The sequence below is a fragment of the Micrococcaceae bacterium Sec5.1 genome (assembly GCA_039636795.1).
Lineage (GTDB): Bacteria > Actinomycetota > Actinomycetes > Actinomycetales > Micrococcaceae > Arthrobacter.
Map to the genome: position 1 here is coordinate 430,671 of CP143430.1, position 26,437 is coordinate 457,107.

The window sequence follows — 26,437 nt, forward strand, 5'->3', positions numbered from 1 at the left end:
CCGGTTCGTCATCGCAGGCATTCCAACGGGGGACACCATGATCGAAACCATACGCTTCAGCACGTCCAGGCTTCTTGGCAGAAATCACAGGAAAGGTGCCGGCCGGCGAATTACGATCCCGCTGCTGCTCGGTTGTCTTCTCAGCGCAACATTGGCGCTCAGTGCCTGCTCCTTCCCGCTACCGGTTGCGCAGCCCACGCCCATAGCGTCGTCGAATGCCCCAAGCGCCAGCAACGCCCCAACATCCAGCACTGAGCCGACCGCGGAGATCAGTGCAAGCCCGGACGCGACTACAGGCACGGGCGGCGTCTACGGCGAATTCACGTCCTTGTCTGAAGCATGCGTCTCCGTGAGCGCCGCGATGTTGAGCGTGACCATCCTGCCGTTGGCGGCCGTGGTGGGCGGCGACCCGGAAGATATCAAGAAGGCCAAGGAGGAACTGTCCCGGATGCAGGACAAAGTGCCCGAGGAACTGAAGCCGAGCTTTGAAAAGCTGAGGGCCTATACGGAGTCGGCCGGCACGGATTTCCGCAAGTACGGGGAGCCCGAGTTCGAGCAACTTATGAAGCCGATCCAGGACTGGATGGATAAGAACTGCAAGTAGTCGCCGCGCGCGTTCCCTTCACTCCGGGCACCTCTCACAAAGCGTCGGAGCTAGACGCTAGGGTGGTACTCAAGAGAAGGGGAGTGCCCGATGTCAGACCAGAACTTGCAGATCGACCCCGTGCCTGAGGGCGAGGTCCTCGGTACCGGACGCACCATCATCTCCGAGGCGGCAGTGGCAAAAGTAGCCGGCATCGCTGCACGCGCGGTTCCAGGCGTCTACTCCCTGGGCTCAGGTCCATCCCGCGCGCTTGGCGCCATCCGTGACGCTGTGGGCAGTTCGGACCATGCCGCGGGCGTTCGCGCCGAAGTGGGGGAGACCCAAGTAGCTGTGGACATCAACCTTGTGGCTCTCTACGGGCATCCCTTACATAGCGTGGCCAACCAGGTCCGCGCTGCTGTTTATCGGGCTGTTGAGGAACTCGTCGGGCTCCAGGTCATCGAGGTCAACATCGAGATCAACGATGTCTATGTGGCCCCGCCTCCCAAGCCCAAAACCGTCGTGGTCGAAAAGGAGGCACTGCAATGAGCATGACCGTCGTGGGAATCGCGATCGGCGCCTTCGTGGCGTTCATGTCCTTCCAGTTCGGGCTGTGGGGCTTCCTTATCTCGCTGCTCTTTATGGGCATTGGCGCCCTTCTGGGCCGTGCAGCTGAAGGCAAGCTCGATCTCCGCAGCGTCCTGGACGCCATTACGGGCCGGCGCTCTTCGTCATGAGCGTGGCTGAGGCTGTGGAACCTACCACCAGCCTGGCCGGCCATAACCGGATCAGTACCCAGGCTTTGACATCGCTGGCACAGGCCGCGGCCGCCGAGGCTCTCGGCGTGGAACCCGGTGACATCCGCGCCGATTGGTCGGACGACGACGGTCTGCTGGCTTTGTCCATCGTGGCACCTATCAGCATCCCCGCTTTAAGTGAGGTGCTGCGTAATCCGCAGCGCGTCCAAGGCTTCGGCGGCTCCATCTGGGACCGTGCCGTGGCGGCAAAGGCAACAGTGTTGGAGCGTGTCACTCGGCTCAGCGGTTTTCGCATAAGCCGGGTGGACATCAGGATCAGTGGAGCCCACGTTTCAGAGGGAGGCCGTGTCCGTTGACGCAGGACCAGGAAACAGCCTTTGAACCTTCTGGCACCGACTCCGGAGCCACCCCCATCGCCGGCGAGGACCCGGCCATGAGCCGTATCCTGCGCAGGGAAACACACTCGTCCCGGGCAGGAGCAGCCACCATCGCTGCAGTGCTCGTGATAATTCTCTGTGTTCTCGCACTTCTGGAATCTGCCCTCCGGGCGATCGGGCAACCGCCGTGGCTTGTTGACCCAAGTACAGCAGCGGAGCGTATCATCGCCCTTCCGGCGGGCATCCAACCCCTTCTGCTCGGCGCAAGTGGTGCTGTCGTTGCGATGGTCGGGCTGTTCTTCCTCCTTCAAGCCGTATTACCCGGCAGGCGAGCCCGGCATTTGCTGAGGGACCCACGGACCGCCGTCGTGGTTGATGACGAAGTGCTGGCCTCGGCACTTGCGCGTCGCGCGCGGACTGCCGCCAACGTGACACCGGAACAGGTCATGGTGATTGTGTCCAGGCAATCAGTGGTGGTCAACGTCCGACCCACCTCAGGAAGCAGGGTCAGTGAAGAAGCCGTCCTTAAAGCAGTGCAGGCCGAGCTCGATGAAATGTCGCCCGTTCCCATGCCCACTGTTCGGGTGAACCTCTCTACCTCGGGGGTGGTGGGCGCGTGAACGGGACACCGCGTGCCCTTAACCGGGTCCTTCTCTTCATCGTTGGCGTAAAACTCCTGGCCGTGGGTCTACTGTTTCTGCTGCTGGCCACCGTTCAGGCTGTGGCCACGTGGTGGCATGGCTGGTCCGCGGACATGTGGGCTCGTGCGGAGGACGCTTTCCGGCAAACCCGGTTCCCCGGCCGTGAAGAAAGCTGGCTGTGGATCGTGGCCGGGGTGGTTTTGGTGGCCATTATTATTGCGATGGTCGCGTGGCTGGCGCAACAGGGTAAAGGCAGGGCCAACCTTCTGGTGGCCAGCGACGACGAGAGCCATGTGGAGGGTGAGGTCCAGATCGGTGGCGGAGTCGCAGAACAAGCGCTTCGGGCAGCCCTGGCAGATCGGCCGGACCTCGCGGGAGCGTCTGTGGCAACGTATGAGGTCAAAGGCCAGCCCGGATTGAGGCTGCGCATCCAGCCCCGGCAGGGAGTCGCACCGCACCTCCTAGCTGCCGAAATCTCGCGCCTGGTCGAAGCCTTGGACCTCGTGATTGGCAAGAAGACCCCCGTATTGGTCCATATGGCTTCCGGGGCCCGGGCAAAATTTACAAAAGCTGAACGGGTTCGGTGACTGTCCCCGCTAATTTTGCCGAATATTTCGCATAGGGTGTTTTGCGTTGCTTAACCGCTGCGTATGCCCATAGTTTGAAAGCAGAGGGGGAAAAACTCCCTGATGCGATTGATTGCTTTGCGGGACAAAGCCCCAAAAGCAATCGGCGTTCAAACCGTCACGAAGGAGAGCACCATGAGTGAAGAAACCACGGGATCAGAAGCAGCAGCGGGCGCCGCGGGCAACGCCAAGGATGTAGCTGGCGAGGCGCTTGAAAATGCGAAGGAATTTGCTGGCGAGGCCACGGAAAATGTCAAGGAGTTCGCGGGCGCGGCAGCAGAAAACGTCAAGGAATTCGCCGGAGATGCAGCGGAAAACGTCAAGGAATTCTTCTCCGGTGACGTCGGGGAAAACGCCAAGGAACTTGCTGGTGACGTTGCGGAGAAGTCCAAGGAATTCGCCGGAGATGTTACCGAAAACGTGAAGGGTCTCGGCTCCAAGATCGCAGGCCTGTTCAAGGGCGGGAAGTAGACTTTACGCCACATGGCGCGAGGATGGCAGATCAAGGAACGTGCGGACTTGCACTCCATGAGCTGCCATCCCGCTGTGGTTAAGCGGCGGATCCAGCGCGCGCGGGACCATCGCCTCCACGACGAGTAGGCTGAGCTTCACACGCGATGGACGGGAGGCTCCAGTGGCCGCGATAACTGCGACAGGTACAACTGCGACTGGTACAACTGCGACTGGTAGTGCCGCGACTGGGACGACGCTGGCTGAGGTGATGGCCGAGTTGGCTGCGCTGGAAGACCCGAGATGGCGCGAGGTGAACGAGAAGCACGGTGACGATCACAGTGTGAACCTCAGTAAGTTGCGCGCCATCGCGAAGCGTTTGAAGACACAGCAAGAGCTTTCACGTGAGCTCTGGGAGACGGACGACACCGCGGCGAAGCTGCTGGCGCTGCTGATCTGCCGGCCCAAGTCGTTCCGATCCGACGAGCTGGACACCATGCTGCGCGAGGCCCGCACACCCAAAGTCCACGACTGGCTGGTGAACTACGTGGTCAAGAAGAGACCGCATGCCGAAGAGCTGCGGGTCGCCTGGTTTGCGGACAAGGATCCTGTGGTGGCGAGTGCCGGTTGGGCGCTGACATCGGAGCGCGTCGTGAAGGATCCGGCAGGCCTTGACCTCATCGGGCTGCTGGACGCAATTGAGGCCGGGATGAAGGAAGCTCCTGACCGCCTGCAGTGGGCGATGAACACCTGTCTTGCCCAGATCGGCATCGAACACCCCGAGCATCGCGCCCGCGCCTTGAGTATTGGAGAGCGACTGGAGGTGCTGAAGGATTACCCAACTCCGCCCAATTGCACCTCTCCGTTCGCGCCTGTTTGGATCAACGAGATGGTTCGCCGGCAGCAACTGTCAGCAATCAGCTAGCCCCTGTTGCGGTGCATCATCCTGTAGGTCAGTTCGGCGAGCAGCTCCTCGTCTGAAAGATGCGAGGCGCGGGCGATAGGGGCTGCCGGTACCATGACGCGGGGCCCCGAAGACTGCCGTGAATCCTCGCCGCTGCGCATGTCGTCCGGCGTGATCTGGTCCGGAGCGAAACTGGATTTTCCTTTGAGTACTTCAGCCACCGAGCCAGCGCGCCAGCCGAGGGCGTGCTCAAGCTTGCGCTGATTGATTTCCTGGGTGCGCCGCGTACCGGATTCCAGCGTCCGGACAGTCTTGATCGCGGTTCCAGCCTGCTTGGCCAACTGCACCTGGCTCAGCCCCTGGGCCAAGCGCTCTTCTTTGATCAGGCGGCCAATGGTCTGGAGTGCTTCAAGTTCATCCACACTTCCCACTGTTGCATAGGCAACACTGGGCAACCAAATCTGATGACGTGCCTGCTCGGCCAATGTCTTCCTCGCGGCGCGGCAGGGGCTTCCTTTCGACGGCGAGTGGTTCCGGCCCCAGCCTGGTCGCTCCGTTACGATGCAAAGGTTACTTTGTATCGTTGTGGTTACGTTAGGTGTAAGCGCTTGCATTCCCACCTTGATCATGACTAGTGTGAGGCCCACCACATCAAATCGCGCCACGATTTTCTTGTACTCAGCGAGGAGTCTTCAGCATGAAAAAATCCAAGTACCTGCTCCCGGTCGCAGCGGCCGGCGTTCTGGCACTTACCATGTCCGCATGTAGCGGAAACAGCGGCGGCGGCGGAAGCACGGCGTCGAATGACTGTTCCGCCTACGACACCTACGGCAAGCACGACGGCAAGACCGTCTCGGTGTACTCCACTATTGTCGACGTCGAAGCGACAAACCTCGAGGAATCCTGGGCACAGTTCGAAAAGTGCACCGGCATTACGGTCAAGTACGAGGGCAGCAAGGAGTTCGAGACCCAGATCGGCGTCCGGGCCCAGTCCGGTACGGCCCCTGACGTCGCGATCTTCCCGCAGCCCGGTCTTCTGGCCACCCAGGCAAAGGCCGGCTACCTGAAGCCCGCTCCCAAGGCTGTGTCCGATCTTGTGGACAAGAACTGGTCCCCAGACTGGAAGAAGTACGGCACGGTGGATGGCACGTTCTACGCCGCCCCGATGCTTGCAAACGTCAAGGGATACGTCTGGTACTCGCCCAAGACCTTCAAGGACAAGGGTTGGACAGTCCCCAAGACGTGGGATGAAATGATGGACCTGACCAAGAAGATCGCGGACGACAAGACCATGAAGCCATGGTGTGCCGGATTTGAATCGGGCGAAGCCACTGGTTGGCCTGGTACCGACTGGATCGAGGACGTTGTCCTGCGTGCCGAAGGCCCGGAAGTCTATGACAAGTGGATCACGCACCAGATTCCGTTCAATGACCCCAAGATCGTCAACTCCTTCAACAAGGTTGGCGATATCCTCCTCAACCCGAATTACGTCAACGGTGGCTTCGGTGACCCCCGCTCGATCCTGAGCACCGCGTTTGCCCAGGCCGGTCAGCCCGTTCTGGACGGACAGTGCGCCATGCACCACCAGGCATCCTTCCAGGCAGCCAACTGGCCTGCCGGTACCAACGTGGCCGAGGACGGCGACGTCTGGGCATTCATGACTCCTCCGGTGGATGCATCCAAGGGCACAGCCATCACCGGTGGTGGCGAGTCGGTTGCTGCTTACAAGGACACCCCTGAGGTCCAGGCTTACCTGGCATTCATGGCTAGCGCGGACTTCGCCAACAACCGCGTGAAGCTCGGCGGTGCCATCAGTGCAAACAAGGGCCTTGACCCGAACAATGCACAGTCCGCCTTGGATAAGCAGTCCATCAAGCTCCTCCAGGATCCCAAGACCGTCTTCCGTTTTGACGGTTCGGACCTGATGCCGAGCGCCGTGGGTTCCAACTCGTTCTGGAAGGGCATCGTTGCTTGGATCAACGGCAGCTCTGCCCAGCAGGTAACTGACAGCATCGAGTCCAGCTGGCCCAAGGGCTAACTCCGAAGGCACTGCCTCCCTTGGCTGGTTTGCCCAGCCGGGGAGGCAGTGTGTTTCCCGGAACTTAGTGATTCACTCACGCCCCGGAGGTTGGGTATGGAATTTATCGGAGGAAAACTCCTTCAAGTAGTGATCGCCCTGGCGATTTTTGCCGCAATTATCGGCATCCTCATGCTCGTGGTGGATAGGGCACCAAAGTCGGTCAAGGACAAAGTTACGGTGGCCGGATTCCTGGCTCCTGCTGGAATCCTGATGCTGGTGGGCCTTGTGTATCCCGCTGTACGGACGTCAATGTTGGCCTTCACGGATGCCAGTGGCCAAGGCAACGGGTTCGATAACTTTGTTTGGATGTTCACGCAGCCTGAGGCTTTGACCACGCTGCGGAACACCATCATCTGGACCATCCTGGTTCCCCTGTTGTCGACCAGCTTTGGGCTGGCCTACGCCGTCTTCATCGATAAGGCCCGTGGAGAGCGGGTTCTGAAGTCCTTGGTCTTCATGCCGATGGCCATCTCCTTTGTAGGAGCCGGCATCATCTGGAAGCTCGTTTATGACTACCGCGGCCCCGGTATTGAACAGACGGGTGTCATCAACTTCATCCGCGACGCCATGGGAATGAACCCGAAGCAGTTCCTCCTGGACGCCCCGGAAAACACCATCTTCCTGATCATCGTGATGGTGTGGATCCAAACAGGCTTTGCCATGGTGATTCTTTCCGCGGCCATCAAGGGTGTGCCGGTGGAACTCATCGAGGCAGCCCGTTTGGATGGGGCCAACGCCTGGCAGCAGTTCCGCAACGTTACGGTCCCGGGTATCCGTGGGGCGCTGGTGGTGGTCCTGACTACTATCACGATCGCCACGCTGAAGGTCTTCGACATCGTCCGAACCATGACGGCCGGTAACTACGACACGTCGGTTGTGGCCAACGAAATGTACACGCAAGCCTTTCGCGCCGGCGAGCCAGGACGAGGTGCCGCTTTGGCCCTGATCCTGTTCCTCATGGTGCTGCCCATCGTCGTGTACAACGCTCGAGTCCTTCGCAAGCAAAGGGAGATCCATTGACAGCCACGCCAGCCCCGAAAGAGGCGTCCAAGGCCGCCACCCGGCAGCGTCCTGGATCGGACCCCGCGGAGGACGCCCAGCCGATGATGCGCAGGGTCAAGACCAAGCTCACTTCCAAGTGGGCAACAGCGGCAGCGATCATCATCGCCGTCGTGTGGTCTGTCCCGACGTTTGGACTCTTTGTTACCTCGTTCCGTCCTGCCCCGAAGCAGGTGGGCCCCCGCTCAAACGGTTGGTGGAATGCCTTCCTGGACTGGGACTTCACAGTCAAGAACTATACGGACGTCCTTACCCCGGCAGGCTCGCAATCTGCCAACCTGTCCCAGTACTTCGCCAACTCGGTAGCGATCGTCATCCCGGTCACCATCTTTGTTCTGGTGTTGGCATCCATGGCCGCCTACGTGTTCGCGTGGGGCAAGTTCAAGGGGCGCGACGCACTCTTCATTTTCGTGTTCGCCCTGCAGATCATTCCGCTCCAGATGGCGCTGATTCCGCTCCTGCAACTCTTTACGCAAACCCTGCATTTGCCGGCGGGTTCGTACGCGCAGCTGTGGATCGCGCACACGATGTTCGGGCTTCCCCTGGGTATTTTCCTCCTCCACAACTTCATCTCCGAGATCCCTGGTGAAGTTATCGAGGCGGCAAGGGTGGATGGTGCGGGACACAGCACTATTTTCTGGCGCATCATCCTGCCGCTTTCCGTTCCGGCGCTGGCTTCGCTGGCGATCTTCCAGTTCCTGTGGGTCTGGAACGACCTCCTGGTTGCGCTGGTGTTCTCCGGTGGAACGGCCGACGTAGCACCTATCACCCAGCGTCTGGCCGAGATTTCCGGTACGCGCGGTGCCAGGGACTACTTGAACCCGGCTGCGGCCTTCGTCTCGATCATCATTCCGCTTCTGGTGTTCTTCGGCCTGCAGCGGTACTTCGTCCGAGGCCTGCTGTCCGGCGGTCTCAAGGGCTAGACAATTGCAGCGTTGGTTACGCAGCGGATGACTCCGCTGCGTAACCAAGCCCTGCACAAAATAGACTGATTCTTCGCCGAAAGATAAGAAAACGGCGAAGTAAAGGCAGCCGGAGAGGGGGGCCTGTGACACGAACAACGGGTAGGTCCCAGCGCGGTGGTCATACAGGCGTCAGCATCGAGGACGTCGCAGCAGCAGCGGGAGTGTCTACGGCCACCGTGTCCAGGGCTGTCAGGGGGCTGCCCCGGGTTTCGCCTGCAACGCGTGAAAAGATCCTGGAAGTCGCGGCGTCGCTGGGCTATGTGGCGTCGTCGTCGGCGTCGGGACTGGCCACTGGGCGCACGCGCACTATCGGAGTCCTGGCGCCCTTCGTCAGCCGTTGGTTCTTCTCCAAAGCAATAGAAGGCGCGGACAGGGAACTGCACTCGCGCAAGTACAACCTCTCCCTGTTCAACCTCGGCGGCCATGGCAGCAATCGCGAGCGGCTCTTCAGCTCCACCATGGTCTACAAACAGATCGACGCGCTGCTGGTGCTGTGTATGGCGCTCAGCGAGGACGAACTGGAACACCTCCACAAGATCGACATCCCGCTGGTAGTGGTTGGCGGGCACGTTGAGGATTGCGCCTACATCGGTATTAACGATTACGACGCCGCGTCCACAGCCGTGCGGCATCTGCTGGACTTGGGACACAAGGACATCGCGCTGCTCCACGGCGACGACGAGACAGACCTGAACTTCGACGTTCCCCGTGTCCGAATCCGCGCCTTCCAGGAAGTCATGTCCGACGCCGGCTTGGAAGTCCGTCCTGAATGGGACGAATGGGGTGACTTCACAGTTGCCAGCGGGCAGCAGGCATTCCTTCGGCTCTGGAATCAACCCGGACGCAAGCCAACAGCTATTTTCTGTTCCTCTGATGAGATGGCCATGGGAGTCATCTTCGAAGCCACGCGTCACGGCGTTCGCGTGCCGGAGGACCTCTCAGTCATCGGCATCGACGATCACGACTTTTCCGAAGCATTGGGTCTCACAACCGTGGGTCAACGACCGGACGACCAAGCCGAACTGGGAACCAAGATGCTATTGGATGAACTCGATGGCATTGCCGGTGCCGTGCATTCAGAGGTAGCGCCGCACCAACTGATTGTCCGGGAGACAACGGCACCGCCATGCCGGTAAAGAAAGGCTACGAGGCCCGCGCCAACTGACGGATGGGGATCCAGCGTGAGGCCAGCCGGCGATAAGCTGCAGCCGCGCCCGTCATATCTCCCTCAGCCAGGCATTCGATCCCGAGGCGTACATCCATGGGGGATTCGTCCGGGTACACCTTGTCCGCCACAGCTCCGTAATCCAGTTCCACCATGGACTGGACGTGGAACAACTCCAGCCATTCGGTGAGCTGCGTGAGATCGTCCAGCATGTCCAGGTCCGGAGCTGCCAAGGCCAGGTGGGCTACAGCAAAGCGTGCCCGGTCCAGGGCCTCGGTCAACGGTGTCCACACCCGGACCGTGAGGATATGCCCGTCAGACTCCACCACATCCTTGCGGTCAGACTCAGCGAAAAGCGAGAACCAGCTAAACGGGATACCCCAGGTGGAAGCCCGAGTATGGACACGCTTGGCTTCTTCCCCGGCGTTGATGCGATCGATCCTGGCTTGATGCTTGTCCCGCTGCGAAACCGGAATCAGCAGATCAGCCAGCGGGCTGTGCACACCATCCATGAGGGCATTCGCTGCCAGCCCGGCCCGAATCACCAGTTGGCTGGGGCAGTAAAGCAGCCGTCCGGCGTCGTGGGCGTCCTTATCCTGCGGTGACGCGCCAGCGGTCGCGTCTGTGGCACTGTCCACTGCAGTGTGCCGCCCGCCGGGAACCCGCGTCATGCGCACCAAATCAGTCCGCCCCGTGGGGAAAGGGTCTCCGCCGGTCCGCGTGATGCGGCCCAGCGAGGCTTGGAGCTCCGCATTTTCGACGGCGGCGCGCGACCGTATCTTGCTGCTGTCCGCCACGAGTTGGCGCTGCTGCTCGGGAGGAAAAGCCTCAAGGGGCTCGTAAATGCGCAGGGACGAAGAGAACGGCAATCCTGCCTGGCCCCTATACAGGTTTCCAGTCATCTCCAGCCGGCCCCTTTCGTCCATCAGCGGTGATTAGTCTGCAAGCTCCACGATCACGGGAGCGTGGTCCGAGGCGCCCTTGCCCTTGCGTTCCTCGCGGTCGATGGAAGCACCGGTAACCCGGGCCGCCAAGGCCGGGGAAGCCAGGCAGAAGTCGATGCGCATGCCTTCCTTCTTCGGGAAGCGCAGCTGCGTGTAGTCCCAGTACGTGTAGACGCCGGGGCCGGGTGTGTACGGGCGGACGACGTCGGTGTAGCCGGCGGTTTCGAAGGCATGAAAAGCGGCGCGCTCCGGCTCGCTGACGTGCGTGTAGTTGTTGTTGCGGAACAGTTCGATGTCCCAGACGTCGTCATCGAACGGTGCAATGTTCCAGTCGCCCATGAGTGCGACCTGTGCTGCAGGTGCGGACTTGAGCCACTCTGCGGCGTTGCCCTGAAGGACGTCAAGCCACTTGAGCTTGTACGGCATGTGTTCGTCGTCCAGCGAGCGGCCATTCGGAACATACAGGCTCCAGATGCGGATGCCGCCGCAGGTTGCGGCGATGGCTCGGGCTTCCTGCGCGGGATCCTTGCCGGCCTTGCCGAACATCGGCTGATCCAGGAAGGTGCGCTCTACATCCTCCAGTCCAACACGCGAGGCGATGGCGACGCCGTTCCACTGGTTCACGCCGCAGTGCGCAACCTCGTAGCCCATGCGCTCAAAGAGCTCCCACGGGAAGTTATCGTCCTTGCACTTGGTCTCCTGGATGGCCAGGACATCACAGTCACTGCGCTCAAGCCACGCTTCGACGCGGTCGGCACGGGCACGGAGGGAGTTCACATTCCAGGTAGCTATCTTCACAGCCACTAACTTACCGAACTTGGCGCCCAGCGCATCCCCTCATGAAGGATTGCTGGGCTGCGGCACGTTTGCGGCACGCCTGCCGCGACACGGACGATCAGTGGGCGTACATGAACGAAGACGAGGCGCCCCTGCGCATCTTGACGCCGCAAACGATCAACAACAGCCCCGCAACTACGGAGAAGGCTGCCAGCAAACCCACCACGCCCAGGAACCCGAAGCCGGGGTTGATCAGGACAAACAGTCCAAAAAGCGCCGTCACAAGACCTGTCAGCAGCCAGACTCTCCAACCATTGACGGAGCTCCTTGCTGCAAACGCGAAGATGATTTCGGAAAGCCCCAGGACCAAGGCCCAGAGTCCAATCAGGATGCCAAAGGCTGCAGCTGTGATTCCCGGCCACGCGACCGCCACCAAACCGGCGGCGAGGGAGATGAAGCCTCCCACCATCGTCCAGCCGGAATGGCGTGAAGGGTCGTAAAAGTAGTGGGCCACGTTGGTGAGGCCGTCCACGATTGCGAAGACACCGAAAACGAAAACCAGTCCGAAGACCGTGGCTACTGGCAAAGATGCAACCAAGAGTCCAAAGAGCACGGCCAGGATTCCCCGGAACAGCAGGGCGGTTCCGGAATGTTTGAACATCTTGCGCTCGGAAGCGGCGGACATAGTGCCAGCTTAATGGAATGTTGCCGGTGGATATATAGGAACGAGCCCTGAATTGCGGGCGCGGCTGGCCTACGTCATGTGGCCGGTCTACCGCACGCGGCCGGCCTACCGCATGCCTTCGCGACGAATGGCGGTTGCGATAGCGGCCGCCCGCGTCTCCACGCCGAGCTTGGCATAGATGTGGGCCAGATGGGTTTTGACGGTTGCTTCGGAAATGAAGAGGCGTTTGCCCAGATCGCGGTTGCTGAGGCCCTCGGTCAGGAGGCTCAGGAGCTCTGCCTCCCTGGGCGTGAGGATTTCGTCCGGGTTCCGCAGCTGTTGGAAAAGCCGGGAAGCCACGGGCGCGCTCATCACGCTTTTGCCCTGCACAGCGCCTCTTACGGCTGCAAAGATCTCTTCCGGTGCGGCGTCCTTGAGCAGGTAACCCATGGCGCCGGCATCGACGGCACGGACGATGTCGGCGTCGGAATCGTAAGTGGTGAACACGATCACGGCCTGCTGTGGATTGCGCTGCCGCAACTGCTTGATGGCCTCGATGCCGTCGATTCCCGCACCCATTGCGAGGTCCATAAGAACCACTGCCGGTGAATGCTGCTGTGCCGCTTCCAGCGCTTCCTCACCTGATGATGCTTCACCGACGACGACGATATCGGCCTGGGTGCCCAACAGCGCCTTCAGCCCGCTCCGGACTACCGTGTGGTCGTCCACAAGCAGCACGGAAATGGTGGTCACAAGGACTCCTTCGATATGTCTGCGGGCGATGTAGCTTCAGGCGACCTGTCTTCAGGCGTACCTTCAGGTAGAGCCGGCAGCGGGATCTGGGCTGCGATGATGGTGCCCTCGCCCGGAGAGCTCTCCACGGACAATTCTCCGCCCAGCTGCTCAATGCGTTGTCGCATGGCGCGTAGACCGTATCCTCCCGCTTCCGACGGCGGAGGTACCGCTCCGGGATCAAAGCCGCGGCCGTCGTCGAACACGTCAAGGGTGATCGCGTCCGGAAGGTACCCAAGAGTCACGCTGGCGTTGTCCGCATGGGCATGAAGTTTGATGTTGGCCGCGGCGCTCTGGGTGACGCGGAGCAGGGCATGCCGAACCTCGGGCGGGATGGGACGGGTCTCGCCGGTGACCTGCACAAGGACGTGGTCCAGGTACTGCTGGGCCGCCCGCTCCAAGGCTTCGAGAAGGGGCGCAGTTTCGAGGCCAGGCACCGAGAGCTCGTGCACGAGGCTCCGGGTGTCGGCAAGGTTCCCGCGGAGGAGACTGGTTGCTTTGCTGACTTCGTGGTGTGCCTCAGGATTGGGCCAGGAACGTTGGGCTGCTTCAAGCAGGAGCAGGCCGCTCGCGAGGCCCTGGGTGATGGTGTCGTGGATTTCACGTGAAACACGCTCGCGTTCGGCCGCGATTCCTGCTGTTCGTTCACTCGCCGCCAGCTGTTCCTGCGCTTGGGCTACATCTTCGAAGAGCTTTCGCTGGAGTGCGCCGTCGCGCTCGATCTTGTCGTAAATCAACGTGAGCAAGGCACCTGCAGCGAGCGGTCCGAGCAGCATCGCGACGTCGGTCCAGCCGCTCATACGGAAAAGCCCGACGGCGGTGGCCGCCGCCGTCGCGCCGCCCGCCAGATACGCGGCCCACCCACGGAACGCGGTGCGGCTGAGGAAGAAAATCGCAAAGGAACACCATGCGAAGCTGGGCGCCGCGATCACCAGGGCAGCCCACGCGGCCACCAAGGCAAACATCCACAGCTTGCGGTTTTGGGTTTGTTGGCTCTGCATGGGTTTGCCGTGTTGGGTGAGCTGGCGGTGTTGGGCCAGCAACGCTGTCACGACGTACAGGGCACATACGCTGACAGCCAAGGCCACAGTCCAGAGGTTGTCCGCGGGGGAGTGGCGCATGACGTACCGGACAGCAGAGGAGACCATCAGCACGGCGAACCCCAAATGCACCACGGCGTCAATGCGGGTATCGATCCGGCCGCTTGGATCCGCACGGCTGCTGGGATCCGGCCGTTGAGGGGCTGCTGGCATCGGGGAGTTTCCTGTTTCCGTCTCTGTCGGTGGTAGGCGCTCTTTCCATGCTAGATCCCGCATGATTGCTGGTCTCTCCACCTTTTGGCTGATGCGGCTGGCGGAAAGGCTGAGCTTGGAACCGGCACACGGCCGATGTGCCCCTGGGGTTGCTCCCGGAACCATGGAGATGTACCCGAAATTGCCTGCCACGAGGAGAACTCCGTGAAGAAGTCCAACAAGATGATTGCCGCCGCTGCTGCCGGAGCACTGTTGCTCACTGGTGGGGTTACCGCCGTAGCCAATGCCGTAGCCCCCGGCGCCGCGCCTGTTAACGTACCCGCTGCGCCAGTCAGTGCCGAGGTCCAGCCGGCACCTGAGAATGTGGTTTCCCAGAATCGAATCACCGTGGGTGCTTCCAGCAAGGCCGTGAATGCCGCGCTTGCCAAGTGCCAGGCAGACAAGCTTCCGTTCGTGACTGTGGCCCTCGTGGATCGCTTCGGCACTGTCCAGGCCCTACTCCGCGGTGACAACGCCGCCGAGCACACCATCGAGGCCGCCAAGCAGAAGGCCTACACCGCGGCTGCCTTCGGTGCCCCCACCAGCGAACTGGCCAAGCGCATCAACGGCACCGGCCCGTCCATCGCGGACCTTCCCGGCACGCTTTTCCTGGCTGGTGGTGTTCCGCTGAAGGTCAACGGCGTATCCGTGGCTGGCATCGGCGTCGGCGGTGCTCCCGACGGCGCCTTGGACGAGGCGTGCGCGACTGCTGGTGCCGAAGCCCTGACCACGGCTGCAAAGTAGCCCAAGTAAGTCGCAGCTGAGCGCGTTTTCAGCCCTCAAAACGCGCAGTGCTGCGACTTACTTGGGTTAGATCGCCTCCAGCACGCTGACGTAATTCGCGATGCCCACGCCTCCCATGTTCTGGACGGCGCCTCGCCGGGCATTGGGAAGCTGCATGTCGCCGGCGGTCCCCGTGAGCTGCATCGCCGCAATGACATGCTGCGACACTCCGGTGGCCCCCACGGGATGCCCCTTGGCCTTCAGGCCGCCGGACACGTTGACGGGAAGTTTGCCGTCCTTATACACCCAGCCTTCTTGGACAGCGCGCGAACCTTCGCCGCGTGGAGTCAGGCCCATGGCCTCGTACATGACGAGCTCGGCGATGGTGAAGCAGTCGTGGACTTCGGCGAAGTCCAGTCCGTCGATGCCCACGCCTGCCATGCCCAGCGCCCGCTCCCAAGAGACACGGGTAGCGGCGAACTCGGTGGGATCGCGCTTTTCCGCGGGGAAGAAATCGTTCGCGTGACCGAAGCCCGCCAAGCGCACAGGTGCGGTTGCGCCGCCGGTAGCCGACGTTGAAATCACGACGGCGGCCGCACCGTCCGAGACCGGCGAACAGTCCGTACGGCGCAAGGGGTCCGCGACCATGGGGTTTTTGTCCGAGATGGTGCGGCAGAATTCCTCGCCAAAATCCCGGTGCATCTGGGCGTAGGGATTATCCATGCCGTTGTGGTGGTTCTTGGCTGCAATGGAACCGAGGACATCGCCCAGGCCTCCGGGGTAGGTGGCCGCGTCTATGCCCGTGCCGTAGCGCTTCCCGTAGTGCTTCGCCACCTCCGCGAACAACCCTGTGAACCCTGTGGTGGACGCCTTACCCGCCATTTCGTACGACGCACCAAGCAAGGCTGCCCCCACTACGTCCGCTCCGGCGTCGGTCATCTTCTCCGCGCCGATCACCAAAACATTGCGGGCAGTTCCGGCGAGCACAGCCTTCACGCCTTGCTGGAACGCGGCGGAACCGGAAGCGCAAGCGTTCTCCGTGCGCGTCGCCGGGACGTTGGCGAGGTCTGCCGAGAGTTGCAGTGCCAGCGACGACGTGAATCCCAGCGGCTGCATGCCTGAGTTGAACTGGCCGAGATAGACCTCGTCGATGTCCTTGGGCTCAAGCCCGGAATTGCGGATTGCTTCACCGGCTACTTGGACAATCAATGACTCGAGGGTGTGGTCCGTGAGTTTGCCGAACTTGCTGTGTCCCCACCCGGTGAGCAGGATGTCCTTGCCGAACTGGTCTTTCAAGCTCATGCGCTTGCTCCTTCAAGTGTGTGTTCTTCAGACGTGAGCGCTACCGTGAACTCCGCCTCTGTCTTGCTGTGGATCTCTTCCACCGTGACACCTGGGGCGAGGCGGGTGAGCAGGAGGCTCGTGCCGCCGTCGTGCTTTTCCGCGTCGGCCTCGATGTCGAAGACCGCGAGGTCCGTGATGATCCGGTCAACGCACCTCAGCCCGGTGAGCGGCAGCGTGCATTCCGTGACGATTTTGGCCGAGCCGTCCTTGGCATTGTGCTCGGTGAGGACCACTACCCGCGGTGTCCCGGCCACCAAATCCATGGCGCCGCCCATGCCCTTGACCATCTTTCCCGGGATGGTCCAATTGGCGAGGTCGCCGCTGCCGGAGACCTGCATGGCGCCCAGAATCGCCACCTTCACATGGCCGCCCCGGATCATGCCGAAGGACGTGGCGGAATCGAAAATGCTTCCACCCGATGTGATAGTGACGGTCTGCTTACCCGCATTGATCAGGTCCGCGTCCTCCTCGCCCTCATAAGGGAACGGGCCCATGCCGAGCAGGCCATTCTCGCTTTGGAGAACCACCCGCACGCCGTCGGGCAGGTTGTTGGCCACCAAGGTGGGGATGCCGATGCCGAGGTTGACGTAGTCGCCGTCGTTCAATTCTTCAGCCGCAATGGCGGCCATCTGGTCTCGTGTCCAAGCCATGATGTGTGCTCCCTATTCTCTTAGACCGTTAGCGCTTCTCTTAGACCGTTAGCGCTTCTCTAGACCGTGAGCGCTTCGCGCCGCGGGCGGACTGTGCGCTGTTCGATGTCCTTAACCCGCGCGCTGGCCTGCACCAGCCTTTGGACGAAGACGCCGGGCGTGACAATGTGATTGGGGTCGAGCTCGCCCGGTTGCACAATGATCTCCGCCTCAGCGATGGTGACGGCGCCGGCTGTTGCCACCACAGGGTTGAAGTTCCTCGCTGTGTAGCGGTAGATCAGGTTTCCATCCGTGTCGGCGGTGTGGGCGTGTACAAGCGCGACGTCGGCGGTGATGGCGCGCTCGCGGACGTACGTCACGCCGTCGAACTCTTCCAACGCCTTTCCTTCGGCAACCAGGGTGCCCACGCCAGTCCGCGTGTAGAAGGCAGGGATGCCGGCACCGCCAGCGCGGAGCCGCTCGGCGAGGGTGCCTTGCGGAGTGAATTCGACGTCGAGCTTGCCGGCCAGATACTGCTCGGCAAACAGCTTGTTCTCGCCGACGTACGAGGCGATGACTTTCCTCACCTGGCCTGCCTCGATCAGCACGCCAAGCCCCTTGCCATCCACGCCCATGTTGTTGGAGACGATGGTGAGATCCTTGGCGCCGGACTCCCGGACGGCGTCGATCAGGTCGGCCGGGATGCCACTGAGGCCAAAACCCCCGACGGCGATGGTCAGGCCGTCTGCCATCAGGTCATGGAGCGCTTCGGTTGCGCTGGCGTGCATCTTCGACATTGGAACTCCTCTTTGAGTCTTTGTTGTGGAAGTATCCACGTTGTGGACTGGTTATCTGTAAAGGAGCCTAGGAGTGATCCTTGCTGTGGTCAACGGCTTCAGGGCTTGGCTACTCACGCTGTGGACTGTAGGCTCAATCGTGTCCATATTGTGGACGAAATCTTCAGGAGGCTTTGTGACCGAACAGAAATCCACGCAAAACCCGGTGCAGGGTGCCCAGGTTGTGGGCCGTGTTGCCCTGCTGCTGAGGCTGGTGGGACGCAAACCCGAGGGGACGTCGTTGGCCGGATTGGTTCGTGAATCAGGGCTGACACGGCCAACCGTGCACCGGCTGCTGACGTCGCTGGCTGCGGAGGGATTGCTGGAACACGATTCAGCCGCGGGGAAGTGGGTTCTTGGTCCGGAAATCTTCCTCCTGGGATCCGTAGCGGCGGCACGCTTCCCCATGGAGGACATTGCCCGGCCCAGCCTGCGCCGCCTCGCCGCCGAAACTGGCGAGAGCGCGTTCTTCTCCATCCGACGCGGCAACGAAACTGTCTGCGTGTTGCGCGAGGAAGGCTCGTTCCCGGTGAGGTCCTTCGTGCTGCATGAAGGCGTACGTTTTCCTTTGGGAGTTGCCTCGGCAGGAACGGCCATCATGGCCTTCCTGCCCACCGACGAGCAGGAAACCCTGCTTGAGGATTGGTCTGCGCACGCTGGCGACTTTGCCGTGGGGCATCCATCTGACGTGGTCCGGGATAACCTTGAGCGCACGCGGCTGGCGGGCTACTCCGTGAACCCGGGGCTGATCCTTGAAGGAAGCTGGGGGATGGGCGCGGCCGTTTTTGACCAACAGGGGCGTCCGGCATGGGCCCTTTCCTTGACGGGGATCGAACCACGGTTCCGTCCTGATCGACAGGAATTCCTCGGCAAATTGCTGCTCGAGGAAGCCCATCGCATGACCGCAAAACTGCAGGGATCCTGACCCAAGTAGGGGACAGCACATGCTCCAATGAGAGCCCAGTGGACCGTTTGCTGTCCCCTAGTTGGGTGAGCGCAGGTCCAGACGCATCAGCACCCTCGGGAATCCGTTGAGGACGGACGTCGTTTCGGCGACCTTGGTGAAGCCGGCCTGCTCGAACAGCCTGCGGGTACCCACGTACGCCATGGTCAGATCCACCCTGTTGCCCTTGTTGTCCACGGGGTAGCCCTCAATGGCTGGCGCGCCATGGCTCTTTGCGAAGTCAATTGCACCCTTTAGCAGCTTGTGCGAAATGCCCTTGCCGCGATGCCCGGGCCGCACCCTGATGCACCAGACAGACCACACATCGGCTTTGTCCGCGTGGGGGATCTTTCGGCTAGTCGCAAAGCTGGTGTCGGCCCGGGGGTGCACGGCAGCCCACCCGACTACTTCGCCGCCGTCGTAAGCGAGAACGCCTGGCGGCGGATCCTCCGCTACCAGCCTTTCCACGAACTTTCCCCGCTCCTCCCGCTGGAGCTCAAGGTTCTGCTTCGAGGGAATCCGGTAACTCAGGCACCAGCACACATTGGCATCCGGACGTTTGGGGCCGACGATGGTTTTCACGTCCTCGAACACCGTTGCCGGACGAACCTCGATTCCCATGCCGCCCATCCTGTCACCGCCGCCCAACTCTTCGCTAGACTGGCGGACGTGATGACCGGATCGGGCACCTGCCCTGCACGGATTGGCTACCCGGCCGAGTTCTGACGGGTGCTGGCGCCGTGACATGTGCCAGCGCTGCGCGCGCTCCTCCCCGTGGATTGATGACCCTGAAACCCATCGAACGAAATCCACACAACTAGGAGTCATGCATGCCCGCCCTTTTTAACCACACCATCATCGCGTCCACCGATCGCGTCGCTTCCGCCGAGTTCTACCGGTCCATCCTCCAAGCGGACGAAGCACCCAGCTGGGGGCCCTTCACCAACCTGACGTTGGCTGCCGGCGTGATGCTCCAATTCGCCGAGCCTCCGGTTGAGATCCAGATGCAGCACTACGCCTTCCTGGTTGACGATCAGCATTTTGACCGGGCCTATCAGCGGCTGGTGAGTGCCGGCGTCGAGCATTGGGCGGATCCGCAGATGACCCGTCCAGGCGAGACCAACACGGAGCACGGTGGCCGGGGCGTCTACTTCAAGGACCCCTCGGGCCACGCGCTGGAGCTGATCACGAAGCCGTATGTCTAAGCCTTCGCCATTGTGTCCGAGCCATTTGGAGTTCTTCAAACGGCGAAATAATGTTCGACCGATCGCTTGGTCCAGCTCGCCCCACTTTTTGGAGAACCATGACCACCACCCGTCAGTATGTAGTTGGCCCTGAAGAAGACCTCATCCTGGGGACTAAATACCGCAAGAACTCGATCATTTTTGGCATCATCGGCCTGTTCATTTTCGGCGTGGGCTTTGGAGCCATGGCATTCCTCACCGCCCGCAAGGCCGAAGGATACGGAGTAAAGGCTACGGCCGGGAAGGTTTTGGGAATCCTGGCTTTCATCAGTGGTGCCATCTTCCTTGCCGTGTACTTCGCCAACAAATAGGCTCTCCACGCCACGAGCTTGCTCTTGTTCGTTTCCCCCGCCGTACAAGGGTGAGGAGAGCGAACAAGAGTGGGCCCGGCCAACCCAGCTTCCAGCAGCGCACCCTATCCGAATGTGAAGGAGTACGCTTGGATGCCCTGTGGGATCTTGACTTCCAGCTTGCCCTCGTGGACCCCGGAGTCGTCCACGATCTGATAGAGCGTCGGCGTCCCTGAGACCGCTACGGACGTGGTCTTCCCATCCCGGACAACGTCGATCATGCCTTCACCGCTGACCACGATGTACACCTGCTTGGCGTGGTAATTCAGGGCAATGGAAGAACCGGCGCTGGCAGGGGTGATGGATTGCGTTCCGAGATCCCACGAACCCTTCAAGGAAAAGCTGTCACCGGGCTGGTCGGCCGGCGTTGAATACAGTCCCACCCCGGCTTTATAGGGTTCCGTGCCCGCATAGTTGACCTTCTTGGTGGTGCCCAAGTACGTCTCCGGAGTGGTGGCACCTGCTACCGGGGCGTCGTCGGACGCTTCAATGGGCGCGGGGAGCGCCGCTGAAGGGTTGGCCTCTTGCAGGAGTTCGCGGATCAGCTTCTCCATGGTCTGGTAGCCGCCCTCGCCGAACTTGATGTGACGGACTGTTCCCTCGGAATCGATCAGGTAGTGGGCCGGCCAGTAGCGGTTGCGGTAGTTGGTCCAGGTGGAGAGGGTGTTGTCGATGGCAACGGGGTAGGTGATGCCCAGGTCCTGCGCGCCGGAAATGACGTTGCGGGTCTCTTTCTCGAACGCGTACTCGGGGGAGTGGATGCCGATGATTTCCAGGCCGGAGTCCTTGTACCTGCTGTACCAATCGGTCAGGTGCGGAACGGAGCGCTGGCAGTTGATGCAGGAATAGGCCCAGAAATCCACCAGGACCACCTTGCCTTTGAGGTCCTTCAAGTTCACGGCCTGACCGCCGGGGGTGTTGAACCACTCCTGGATGCCCTTGACATCCGGCGCCGTCCCGCACGATTCCAGATCCGTGGAGCCGTTGCTGCACTTGTCCAGCTCGCGGTTTTGGTCATTTACCAGGCCACCAAGATCCAGGGCTTTCTTCACGGCCTCGTTGTCCTGGACCTGCTCCTGGAGTGTGGAGGTGTAGTCGGGCACGAGCTTCTGCAGCAGCTGGGGAAGGTTGAACACCAACCCGATTGCCAAGGCGATCATCATGACGCCACCGGCGATGCGGATCTTGCGCTGGTTCTTCCGGAAGGCCTTGACGCGCTCTGCGACGCGGCGCCCAGCCAGCGCGAACACCAGCAGCGGAACGGCTGCGCCGAGGGCAAACGTCAACGTGAGGACTATGGTTTCGGGGCCCACCTGGCCGGTGGCGCCGGCCACGGCAATGGCGGCAAGCACCGGTCCTGCACAGGGGACATAGACGACGCCGAGCGCCAGTCCCAGCACCAGCCCGCCGTTTTCGGTGCCCACTTTGCGTTGCGGGATCCAGGAGAACGGCTTCTCCAGGATGTGCTGGAAACGATCGAAAATGAGGCCACAACCAATGAGCACCAGTACCACCAGCCCGATCCATCGAAGCAGGTCCTGCGGCAGGTTCACCAACGTCAGCAGGAACGAGCCAACCAGCGTGAAGGTGCTGAAGCTGATCACCAGGCCAAGGATCACCAGGTACGGGCGCCAGCTAGTTACAGTGCCTTTGCGCGCACCCTGCACACCTCCGGAAAGAAAGATGACCGGCAAGACGGGCAGGATGCAGGGCGAAATACCTGTAATCAGCCCACCCAGCAGGCCGATAAGTGCTAATTGCAGCATTGCGTCTCCCAACGTCGCCGGACCGGCCGTGAAGGGTGCCGGCTCCGGATATCTGTAAGCAGTTCGGAGCCGAAGCCGCGATGGCTTGGTTTGAAAACTTTTTCAATCCGCACCCATCCACGCCGGTGCGACCTCCGAATAGCTGGTGAGGCACAAACCGCCGGCGACGCAGAAGCAGCGCCGGGCAGCCAGTGCCCACACCCAATGGACCCAATGCCCTGGTTCCACGAACAAGGAGAATGACATGTTGTCCACAAAGCGCCCCGCCCTCGCCTTCGTTGGCCTCACTGCAGCCGCCCTTCTCGGACTCACGGCTTGTGGTGGTTCAAGCAGCTCCAGCACGCCTCCGTCGTCGGCGTCGTCGTCCCCTGCGCCGGAGATGACGTCCGCGGCACCGTCGCCGTCGGCTTCTGCCATGACCAGCGCCGCCATGGATCCCGCCCGTGATCTTGTTGGCCCCGGCTGTGCCGGTTACGCCGCCCAGGTTCCGGATGGTGCCGGCTCGGTAGTGGGAATGGCGCAGGACCCGGTTGCCGTTGCCGCTTCGAACAACCCGCTCCTGAAGACTTTGACTGCCGCTGTTTCGGGCAAGCTCAACCCGAAAGTGGACCTGGTCTCCACCCTCAACGGCAGCGAATTCACTGTCTTTGCACCTGTTGACGATGCTTTCGCAAAGATCGACCCCGCAACCATTGAGACTCTCAAGACGGACGATGCCCTGCTGAGCAAGATCCTCACTTACCACGTAGTCCCTGGCCAGCTGAGCCCGGACCAGATCGTCGGTACGCACAAAACAGTCCAGGGCGGCGAAGTGACCGTTGGCGGCAGCAAAGATGCACTCACAGTTGATGGCGCCAACGTGATTTGCGGCGGCGTCCACACGGCCAACGCAACGGTTTACCTGATCGACTCCGTGCTGATGCCCAAGTAACCTGCCAGTCCGCAAACAAAAAAGCAGGCGCCGGGATCCCGGCGCCTGCTTTTTGTGTTGGAAATTAGTAGTCAGCGCTTGCCCAAGTCGCTATTTACGTAGGAGCCCTGGACGGTGGCGGTGCTTCCACAAGTGCAACCACCGTCAACCTGGAGCTTGACCGTTACCGGTTTCGTTGCATCCAAGGTGAAGCTCACGGTGTCTCCGGAATCAGTGGAGACACGGAGAGTGCTTTCTTGTTCATGGGTCTGAGTCATGGCTGGGATACCTTACTTGTCGGTTGGGTCGGTCCGGGGAGACTGAACCCTGGGGATGCTTCCGGTCGGAGTTCCGCCGGGACAGTCGGAGTCAGGGCAGTCCTCCGCACACTCGTGCCTGGTCACCAGGTCAAATTGAACGCCCCGATGTTGTTCCACGCCCGTACGAATCGCGCGTTCAACAACGGATGTCGCCAAGCGCTTATGGAGTGACCGGGGATCACGGCGCAGGTCCTTCGTGAGGGCGAAACAGAGCAGCAGCATGACGATGACGAACGGTAGCGCGGCAACAATCGTGACTCTTTGAAGTCCGGCCAAAGCCTCGGATGGTTCGTCGCCGCCAGCCAGGAGCATGACCGCTGCTACTGCACCGGTAAGGCTTCCCCAGAAGATCACTACTCCACGCCGGGGGTGTTCTGCTCCGTTGGAGCTGAGCGATCCCATGACAATGGAGGCTGCGTCTGCACCAGTGATGAAGAAGATTGCCACCAGCACCATGGCCAGCACGATCACCGCTGCTGTGGCCCAGCCGGGCATGCCAAGGTTCTTGACGAGATCGAAGAGTGCGCCGTCGAAATTGACGGAGGGCACACCGTTGGTCATGGTCACCAAACCGGGTGTGCCGGCCTTGTCAGCTTCCTGCTGGACGTGGAAGGCAGCTCCACCGAAGATGCCGAACCAGATAACGCTGACGATGCTTGGCACCAGCAGAACGCCGGTGACGAACTGACGGATGGTTCGGCCGCGGCTGATGCGTGCAATGAACATGCCGACGAAGGGCGTCCAGGAGATCCACCAGGCCCAGTAGAAAATGGTCCAGCTGGTCATCCAGCTACGCAGTGCTTCGTCGCCGACCGCCTCTGTCCGGGACGACATTTCTGCCAGGTCCCGGGCGTAGTCGCCGATGGCTGAAGGGATCAGGTTGAGGATGAACAAGGTGGGGCCGGCAATAAACACGATGAGTGCCAGGACGACTGCCAGCACCATGTTGATGTTGGAAAGCCACTGGATGCCGCGGCTGATGCCGGAGACTGCTGACGCGACGAAGCAGAAGGTGAGGATGGCTACGATCACCACGAGTACCGGGGTGCCGATCTCACCCACCCAGCCGTTGGAGGTCATGCCGCTGCCGATCTGAAGGGCACCGAGGCCCAGGGAGGCGGCGGTGCCGAACAGGGTGGCAAAGATGGCCAGGATGTTGATGAATTTCCCGAGCGGGCCTTCCACCATCCTGATGCCGAACAGCGCCGTGAACGCTGCGGAGACCAGCTGCCTGCGACCCAAACGGTAGGTGCCGTAGGCCATGGCGATGCCCACTACTGCGTACATGGCCCATGGGTGCAGGGTCCAGTGGAAGATCGAGGTGGCCATGGCCGTCTGGATGGCAGCAGGGGTGCGGCCGTCCACAGTGCCCGGTGGTGGCGAGATGTAGTGGTAGAGCGGCTCAGCCACGCCATAGAACATGAGCCCGATGCCCATGCCGGCGGCGAACATCATCGCTACCCAGGAGACGGTACGGAATTCCGGCTTCTCGCCGTCCTTGCCAAGCGGGATGTTGCCGAACTTGCCCAGGGCGAGCCAGAGGACGAAGACGACGAACAAGGAGGCAAGAACCATGAAGAGCCAGCCGGTGTATTCCATGACCCAGTTCAGGGCGCCTTTGGAAGTTTCGGAAAGGCTGTCCCGGCCGACGAAGCCCCAGACCACGAAGGCGACGGCGATGGCGCCCGTGATTCCGAAGGTGACTTTATCCAGCGTAAGTTTCTGGTTCCGGCGGGCAGTAACTGCCTGCTCGGTCCTGGCATGGCGCAGTTCTTCAAGGATCTGTGCGTATTCCTCAGTATCCGGCAGTGTTTCTGCGCCTCCGTCCTCATCGTCGAGGACTGCGGGGTTGGTTTCCTCCGGGGAGACGCTGATGACGTCCCCGGAGTTTTCCAGGCGGTTGGTTCTATGTGATGAAGGAGTGTCGGCCAGGTTATCCGTGGCGGGCACTTCCTCGGGAGTTAGAGGCTTTAGATCACTATTTATAGCCATGAGCGGGTCCTTTGCTCGGCGAGTCATGGGCTTGGGTTTATACATGGCCCTGGAGGGTGGGAGCGGGTAGAGGGTTGGGGGCTTCGTCCGACTCCATGACCATCATTTGTGGAGCAGTATCAAGTCGGAGCGCCTGCCCCGAATCGAGCTCACTGATGGGGCAGGCCTTGTGCATGGTGCACCTCTTTTGGTCGGCGAACGGGATTTGTGGCGCTTAGGCTTAGTCGCCTTCTTGCGTCTCGCAAGGATCAACAGTTCTCGCGTTATGCAACAGAGTGCGCCCCGTCACAGGTCAATGTCAAGGTGTTTCTTTTCCACTTCAGGCATCTTGACACTCGCCCCGAGGCGCCTCAGGCAGTTGCGCATAGTGGTTACTGTTGCGTAAAAAGCGACATTCAAGGCGAAAAATGGGCACGCTAAGCGACGCCAGCTAGCTGTACTTAAAGGCGTGGATTACGCGGGCGGGCCCGGCGGGCATACACCTAGCGGCGTCGGTAGCCCATCTTGGCGCTGATGGCCAGGCCAGCCTCGCGGAGGGCCTCTATGAGCCCTGGCTGCTCCTCGGGAGCAAAACGGAAGGCAGGGCCGGAGATACTTACTGCGGCGATGACACTGCCCATGTGGTTGAAGATAGGCACGGCCACGGCCGTCAGACCGATTTCGAACTCTTCATGGACCACCGCGTAGCCGTTCCGCGCGACGTCGAGCAGCTGCTTCTCCAGCTCCCCGCGGTTGGTGATGGTTCGGGGTGTGCGGGCTGGGAGTCCGACGGTCTTAAGGACTTGGTTCCGTTCGTCAGCTGTCAGCGCGGCCAGGAGCACTTTGCCGCTGGACGTGGCATGCAGTGGCGTCAGGCTGCCCACCCAGTCGTAGGTGGCAAGCGTTGAGGGGCCCATGGCTTGATCCACGTTGACGGCATAGTTGGATCGAAGCACAGCAAGGTTGACAGTTTCCTTGAACTCAGCCGCGAGCGCTTCCAGTACTTCCCTTGCCTCGCGCACCACGCTCAGCCTGCCGGGGATGGATGTTGCCAGCCGGAGAATGCCGAAACCCAGCTGGTACTTGCCCCTCTCATTGTTCTGCCGGACAAGGTCGCGGTTAACCAGCGAGCCCACAAGCCTGGACACCGTGGATTTATGGACGCCCATCTCGTCAGCAATTTCACTGACACCGGCGTCGCCTTCGCGGGCGAGGATTTCCAGGATTTGGAGTGCGCGGTCCACCGACTGGACGCCTCCGCCCTGGGCGTCTGCGTCCTTCTCGATGTCCGGATTGTTAGCTGGGGCCATGATGCCTCGTGTCG

At 61.4% G+C, this 26,437-nt stretch carries 31 protein-coding genes; 17 read left to right on the forward strand and 14 right to left on the reverse strand.

Going from position 1 to position 26,437, the window contains the following annotated elements; all coding sequences use genetic code 11:
- Window positions 1-37 precede the first annotated feature (37 nt).
- The 8 genes from VUN82_02155 to VUN82_02190 all read left to right on the forward strand — a co-directional run bounded on the left by VUN82_02155 (window position 38) and on the right by VUN82_02190 (window position 4,360).
- Complete coding sequence (locus VUN82_02155; protein ID XAS72684.1) at window positions 38-604, forward strand: hypothetical protein; 567 nt, start codon at window positions 38-40, stop codon at window positions 602-604.
- Window positions 605-694: 90 nt separating this feature from the next.
- Complete coding sequence (locus tag VUN82_02160; GenBank protein XAS72685.1) at window positions 695-1,132, forward strand: Asp23/Gls24 family envelope stress response protein; 438 nt, start codon at window positions 695-697, stop codon at window positions 1,130-1,132.
- Window positions 1,129-1,320 carry a hypothetical protein gene (locus VUN82_02165; protein ID XAS72686.1) on the forward strand — a complete coding sequence of 64 codons (192 nt, stop codon included), beginning with the start codon at window positions 1,129-1,131 and terminating at the stop codon, window positions 1,318-1,320. The genes VUN82_02160 and VUN82_02165 overlap by 4 nt, the downstream gene beginning before the upstream one ends.
- A complete protein-coding gene (locus tag VUN82_02170) occupies window positions 1,317-1,697 on the forward strand; it encodes a hypothetical protein (GenBank protein XAS72687.1) in 381 nt (126 codons plus the stop codon). The genes VUN82_02165 and VUN82_02170 overlap by 4 nt, the downstream gene beginning before the upstream one ends.
- Window positions 1,694-2,338: a DUF6286 domain-containing protein gene (locus VUN82_02175; protein XAS72688.1), complete on the forward strand. Its 645-nt coding sequence runs from the start codon at window positions 1,694-1,696 to the stop codon at window positions 2,336-2,338. Before VUN82_02170 ends, VUN82_02175 begins: the two co-directional genes overlap by 4 nt.
- The gene (locus tag VUN82_02180; GenBank protein ID XAS72689.1) at window positions 2,335-2,946 is read left to right on the forward strand and encodes a hypothetical protein; all 612 of its coding nucleotides are present in this window, start codon (window positions 2,335-2,337) and stop codon (window positions 2,944-2,946) included. Before VUN82_02175 ends, VUN82_02180 begins: the two co-directional genes overlap by 4 nt.
- 174 nt (window positions 2,947-3,120) lie before the next feature.
- Window positions 3,121-3,456, forward strand: coding sequence for a hypothetical protein (locus tag VUN82_02185; protein XAS72690.1), 336 nt, complete (start codon window positions 3,121-3,123; stop codon window positions 3,454-3,456).
- 250 nt (window positions 3,457-3,706) lie between these two features.
- Complete coding sequence (locus tag VUN82_02190) at window positions 3,707-4,360, forward strand: DNA alkylation repair protein (protein ID XAS74582.1); 654 nt, start codon at window positions 3,707-3,709, stop codon at window positions 4,358-4,360.
- Here the strand turns inward: VUN82_02190 and VUN82_02195 are convergent.
- Complete coding sequence (locus tag VUN82_02195; GenBank protein ID XAS72691.1) at window positions 4,357-4,761, reverse strand: helix-turn-helix transcriptional regulator; 405 nt, start codon at window positions 4,759-4,761, stop codon at window positions 4,357-4,359. The two genes, VUN82_02190 and VUN82_02195, sit on opposite strands and share 4 nt — an antisense overlap.
- Window positions 4,762-5,036: 275 nt before the next feature.
- Between VUN82_02195 and VUN82_02200 the strand changes: the two genes are divergently transcribed.
- The 4 genes from VUN82_02200 to VUN82_02215 all read left to right on the forward strand — a co-directional run bounded on the left by VUN82_02200 (window position 5,037) and on the right by VUN82_02215 (window position 9,579).
- Window positions 5,037-6,377: an extracellular solute-binding protein gene (locus VUN82_02200; protein ID XAS72692.1), complete on the forward strand. Its 1,341-nt coding sequence runs from the start codon at window positions 5,037-5,039 to the stop codon at window positions 6,375-6,377.
- 96 nt (window positions 6,378-6,473) lie between these two features.
- Window positions 6,474-7,439 carry a sugar ABC transporter permease gene (locus tag VUN82_02205; GenBank protein XAS72693.1) on the forward strand — a complete coding sequence of 322 codons (966 nt, stop codon included), beginning with the start codon at window positions 6,474-6,476 and terminating at the stop codon, window positions 7,437-7,439.
- Window positions 7,436-8,401, forward strand: coding sequence for a carbohydrate ABC transporter permease (locus VUN82_02210; protein XAS72694.1), 966 nt, complete (start codon window positions 7,436-7,438; stop codon window positions 8,399-8,401). Before VUN82_02205 ends, VUN82_02210 begins: the two co-directional genes overlap by 4 nt.
- A 125-nt stretch (window positions 8,402-8,526) precedes the next feature.
- Window positions 8,527-9,579, forward strand: a complete 1,053-nt coding sequence (locus tag VUN82_02215; protein ID XAS72695.1) for a LacI family DNA-binding transcriptional regulator — start codon at window positions 8,527-8,529, stop codon at window positions 9,577-9,579.
- 7 nt (window positions 9,580-9,586) lie between these two features.
- Here VUN82_02215 and VUN82_02220 read toward each other — a convergent pair whose 3' ends face one another.
- The 5 genes from VUN82_02220 to VUN82_02240 form a co-directional block, all read right to left on the reverse strand.
- Complete coding sequence (locus tag VUN82_02220) at window positions 9,587-10,510, reverse strand: hypothetical protein (protein XAS72696.1); 924 nt, start codon at window positions 10,508-10,510, stop codon at window positions 9,587-9,589.
- 33 nt (window positions 10,511-10,543) lie between these two features.
- Window positions 10,544-11,350, reverse strand: a complete 807-nt coding sequence (locus tag VUN82_02225; GenBank protein ID XAS72697.1) for an exodeoxyribonuclease III — start codon at window positions 11,348-11,350, stop codon at window positions 10,544-10,546.
- A gap of 97 nt (window positions 11,351-11,447) precedes the next feature.
- Complete coding sequence (locus tag VUN82_02230) at window positions 11,448-12,014, reverse strand: DUF308 domain-containing protein (GenBank protein XAS72698.1); 567 nt, start codon at window positions 12,012-12,014, stop codon at window positions 11,448-11,450.
- 105 nt (window positions 12,015-12,119) lie between these two features.
- Entirely contained in the window at window positions 12,120-12,746 is a 627-nt protein-coding gene (locus VUN82_02235; protein XAS72699.1) for a response regulator transcription factor, read from the reverse strand.
- On the reverse strand, window positions 12,743-14,038 hold the full coding sequence (locus VUN82_02240) for a sensor histidine kinase (GenBank protein ID XAS72700.1): 1,296 nt from the start codon (window positions 14,036-14,038) through the stop codon (window positions 12,743-12,745). The genes VUN82_02235 and VUN82_02240 overlap by 4 nt, the downstream gene beginning before the upstream one ends.
- A 204-nt stretch (window positions 14,039-14,242) precedes the next feature.
- Here VUN82_02240 and VUN82_02245 point away from each other — a divergent pair, with 204 nt between their 5' ends.
- Window positions 14,243-14,821: a heme-binding protein gene (locus VUN82_02245; GenBank protein ID XAS72701.1), complete on the forward strand. Its 579-nt coding sequence runs from the start codon at window positions 14,243-14,245 to the stop codon at window positions 14,819-14,821.
- A 66-nt stretch (window positions 14,822-14,887) separates the two neighbouring features.
- Here the strand turns inward: VUN82_02245 and VUN82_02250 are convergent, their stop codons facing one another.
- From VUN82_02250 to VUN82_02260, 3 genes are read right to left on the reverse strand one after another with little or no spacing between them, the layout of a single operon-like run.
- Window positions 14,888-16,102, reverse strand: a complete 1,215-nt coding sequence (locus VUN82_02250) for an acetyl-CoA acetyltransferase (protein XAS72702.1) — start codon at window positions 16,100-16,102, stop codon at window positions 14,888-14,890.
- The gene (locus VUN82_02255; protein XAS72703.1) at window positions 16,099-16,794 is read right to left on the reverse strand and encodes a CoA transferase subunit B; all 696 of its coding nucleotides are present in this window, start codon (window positions 16,792-16,794) and stop codon (window positions 16,099-16,101) included. The genes VUN82_02250 and VUN82_02255 overlap by 4 nt, the downstream gene beginning before the upstream one ends.
- A gap of 59 nt (window positions 16,795-16,853) precedes the next feature.
- A complete protein-coding gene (locus VUN82_02260) occupies window positions 16,854-17,570 on the reverse strand; it encodes a CoA transferase subunit A (protein ID XAS72704.1) in 717 nt (238 codons plus the stop codon).
- Window positions 17,571-17,745: 175 nt separating this feature from the next.
- Between VUN82_02260 and VUN82_02265 the strand changes: the two genes are divergently transcribed.
- Window positions 17,746-18,534 carry an IclR family transcriptional regulator gene (locus VUN82_02265; protein ID XAS72705.1) on the forward strand — a complete coding sequence of 263 codons (789 nt, stop codon included), beginning with the start codon at window positions 17,746-17,748 and terminating at the stop codon, window positions 18,532-18,534.
- Window positions 18,535-18,591: 57 nt separating this feature from the next.
- On the opposite strand, the gene VUN82_02270 is transcribed toward VUN82_02265, so the two are convergent.
- Complete coding sequence (locus VUN82_02270) at window positions 18,592-19,173, reverse strand: GNAT family N-acetyltransferase (GenBank protein XAS72706.1); 582 nt, start codon at window positions 19,171-19,173, stop codon at window positions 18,592-18,594.
- 209 nt (window positions 19,174-19,382) lie between these two features.
- On the opposite strand from VUN82_02270, the gene VUN82_02275 reads away from it, so the two are divergent.
- Together VUN82_02275 and VUN82_02280 are read left to right on the forward strand one after the other, a co-directional pair.
- Entirely contained in the window at window positions 19,383-19,757 is a 375-nt protein-coding gene (locus tag VUN82_02275) for a VOC family protein (GenBank protein ID XAS72707.1), read from the forward strand.
- A 98-nt stretch (window positions 19,758-19,855) separates the two neighbouring features.
- Window positions 19,856-20,107 (forward strand): hypothetical protein, encoded by a 252-nt coding sequence (locus tag VUN82_02280; protein XAS72708.1) that lies wholly within the window; start codon window positions 19,856-19,858, stop codon window positions 20,105-20,107.
- A gap of 104 nt (window positions 20,108-20,211) precedes the next feature.
- Here VUN82_02280 and VUN82_02285 read toward each other — a convergent pair whose 3' ends face one another.
- Window positions 20,212-21,912: a cytochrome c biogenesis protein DipZ gene (locus tag VUN82_02285; GenBank protein XAS72709.1), complete on the reverse strand. Its 1,701-nt coding sequence runs from the start codon at window positions 21,910-21,912 to the stop codon at window positions 20,212-20,214.
- Window positions 21,913-22,156: 244 nt separating this feature from the next.
- On the opposite strand from VUN82_02285, the gene VUN82_02290 reads away from it, so the two are divergent.
- Entirely contained in the window at window positions 22,157-22,843 is a 687-nt protein-coding gene (locus tag VUN82_02290; GenBank protein XAS72710.1) for a fasciclin domain-containing protein, read from the forward strand.
- A gap of 71 nt (window positions 22,844-22,914) precedes the next feature.
- Here the strand turns inward: VUN82_02290 and VUN82_02295 are convergent, their stop codons facing one another.
- The 3 genes from VUN82_02295 to VUN82_02305 form a co-directional block, all read right to left on the reverse strand.
- Window positions 22,915-23,100 carry a hypothetical protein gene (locus VUN82_02295; GenBank protein ID XAS72711.1) on the reverse strand — a complete coding sequence of 62 codons (186 nt, stop codon included), beginning with the start codon at window positions 23,098-23,100 and terminating at the stop codon, window positions 22,915-22,917.
- A gap of 12 nt (window positions 23,101-23,112) precedes the next feature.
- Window positions 23,113-25,134 carry a BCCT family transporter gene (locus tag VUN82_02300; protein ID XAS72712.1) on the reverse strand — a complete coding sequence of 674 codons (2,022 nt, stop codon included), beginning with the start codon at window positions 25,132-25,134 and terminating at the stop codon, window positions 23,113-23,115.
- Between the two features lie 482 nt (window positions 25,135-25,616).
- On the reverse strand, window positions 25,617-26,423 hold the full coding sequence (locus VUN82_02305; protein ID XAS72713.1) for an IclR family transcriptional regulator: 807 nt from the start codon (window positions 26,421-26,423) through the stop codon (window positions 25,617-25,619).
- Window positions 26,424-26,437 lie beyond the last annotated feature (14 nt).

What these genes read in the sequence shown, in the direction of transcription:
- VUN82_02155 (XAS72684.1), top strand. Translation starts at nt 38, where the DNA reads ATGATCGAAACCATACGCTTCAGCACGTCCAGGCTTCTTGGCAGAAAT.
- VUN82_02160 (XAS72685.1), top strand. Translation starts at nt 695, where the DNA reads ATGTCAGACCAGAACTTGCAGATCGACCCCGTGCCTGAGGGCGAGGTC.
- VUN82_02165 (XAS72686.1), top strand. Translation starts at nt 1,129, where the DNA reads ATGAGCATGACCGTCGTGGGAATCGCGATCGGCGCCTTCGTGGCGTTC.
- VUN82_02170 (XAS72687.1), top strand. Translation starts at nt 1,317, where the DNA reads ATGAGCGTGGCTGAGGCTGTGGAACCTACCACCAGCCTGGCCGGCCAT.
- VUN82_02185 (XAS72690.1), top strand. Translation starts at nt 3,121, where the DNA reads ATGAGTGAAGAAACCACGGGATCAGAAGCAGCAGCGGGCGCCGCGGGC.
- VUN82_02190 (XAS74582.1), top strand. Translation starts at nt 3,707, where the DNA reads ATGGCCGAGTTGGCTGCGCTGGAAGACCCGAGATGGCGCGAGGTGAAC.
- VUN82_02200 (XAS72692.1), top strand. Translation starts at nt 5,037, where the DNA reads ATGAAAAAATCCAAGTACCTGCTCCCGGTCGCAGCGGCCGGCGTTCTG.
- VUN82_02205 (XAS72693.1), top strand. Translation starts at nt 6,474, where the DNA reads ATGGAATTTATCGGAGGAAAACTCCTTCAAGTAGTGATCGCCCTGGCG.
- VUN82_02220 (XAS72696.1), bottom strand. Translation starts at nt 10,510, where the DNA reads ATGACTGGAAACCTGTATAGGGGCCAGGCAGGATTGCCGTTCTCTTCG.
- VUN82_02230 (XAS72698.1), bottom strand. Translation starts at nt 12,014, where the DNA reads ATGTCCGCCGCTTCCGAGCGCAAGATGTTCAAACATTCCGGAACCGCC.
- VUN82_02240 (XAS72700.1), bottom strand. Translation starts at nt 14,038, where the DNA reads ATGCCAGCAGCCCCTCAACGGCCGGATCCCAGCAGCCGTGCGGATCCA.
- VUN82_02250 (XAS72702.1), bottom strand. Translation starts at nt 16,102, where the DNA reads ATGAGCTTGAAAGACCAGTTCGGCAAGGACATCCTGCTCACCGGGTGG.
- VUN82_02255 (XAS72703.1), bottom strand. Translation starts at nt 16,794, where the DNA reads ATGGCTTGGACACGAGACCAGATGGCCGCCATTGCGGCTGAAGAATTG.
- VUN82_02260 (XAS72704.1), bottom strand. Translation starts at nt 17,570, where the DNA reads ATGTCGAAGATGCACGCCAGCGCAACCGAAGCGCTCCATGACCTGATG.
- VUN82_02270 (XAS72706.1), bottom strand. Translation starts at nt 19,173, where the DNA reads ATGGGAATCGAGGTTCGTCCGGCAACGGTGTTCGAGGACGTGAAAACC.
- VUN82_02275 (XAS72707.1), top strand. Translation starts at nt 19,383, where the DNA reads ATGCCCGCCCTTTTTAACCACACCATCATCGCGTCCACCGATCGCGTC.
- VUN82_02280 (XAS72708.1), top strand. Translation starts at nt 19,856, where the DNA reads ATGACCACCACCCGTCAGTATGTAGTTGGCCCTGAAGAAGACCTCATC.
- VUN82_02285 (XAS72709.1), bottom strand. Translation starts at nt 21,912, where the DNA reads ATGCTGCAATTAGCACTTATCGGCCTGCTGGGTGGGCTGATTACAGGT.
- VUN82_02290 (XAS72710.1), top strand. Translation starts at nt 22,157, where the DNA reads ATGTTGTCCACAAAGCGCCCCGCCCTCGCCTTCGTTGGCCTCACTGCA.
- VUN82_02295 (XAS72711.1), bottom strand. Translation starts at nt 23,100, where the DNA reads ATGACTCAGACCCATGAACAAGAAAGCACTCTCCGTGTCTCCACTGAT.
- VUN82_02300 (XAS72712.1), bottom strand. Translation starts at nt 25,134, where the DNA reads ATGGCTATAAATAGTGATCTAAAGCCTCTAACTCCCGAGGAAGTGCCC.
- VUN82_02305 (XAS72713.1), bottom strand. Translation starts at nt 26,423, where the DNA reads ATGGCCCCAGCTAACAATCCGGACATCGAGAAGGACGCAGACGCCCAG.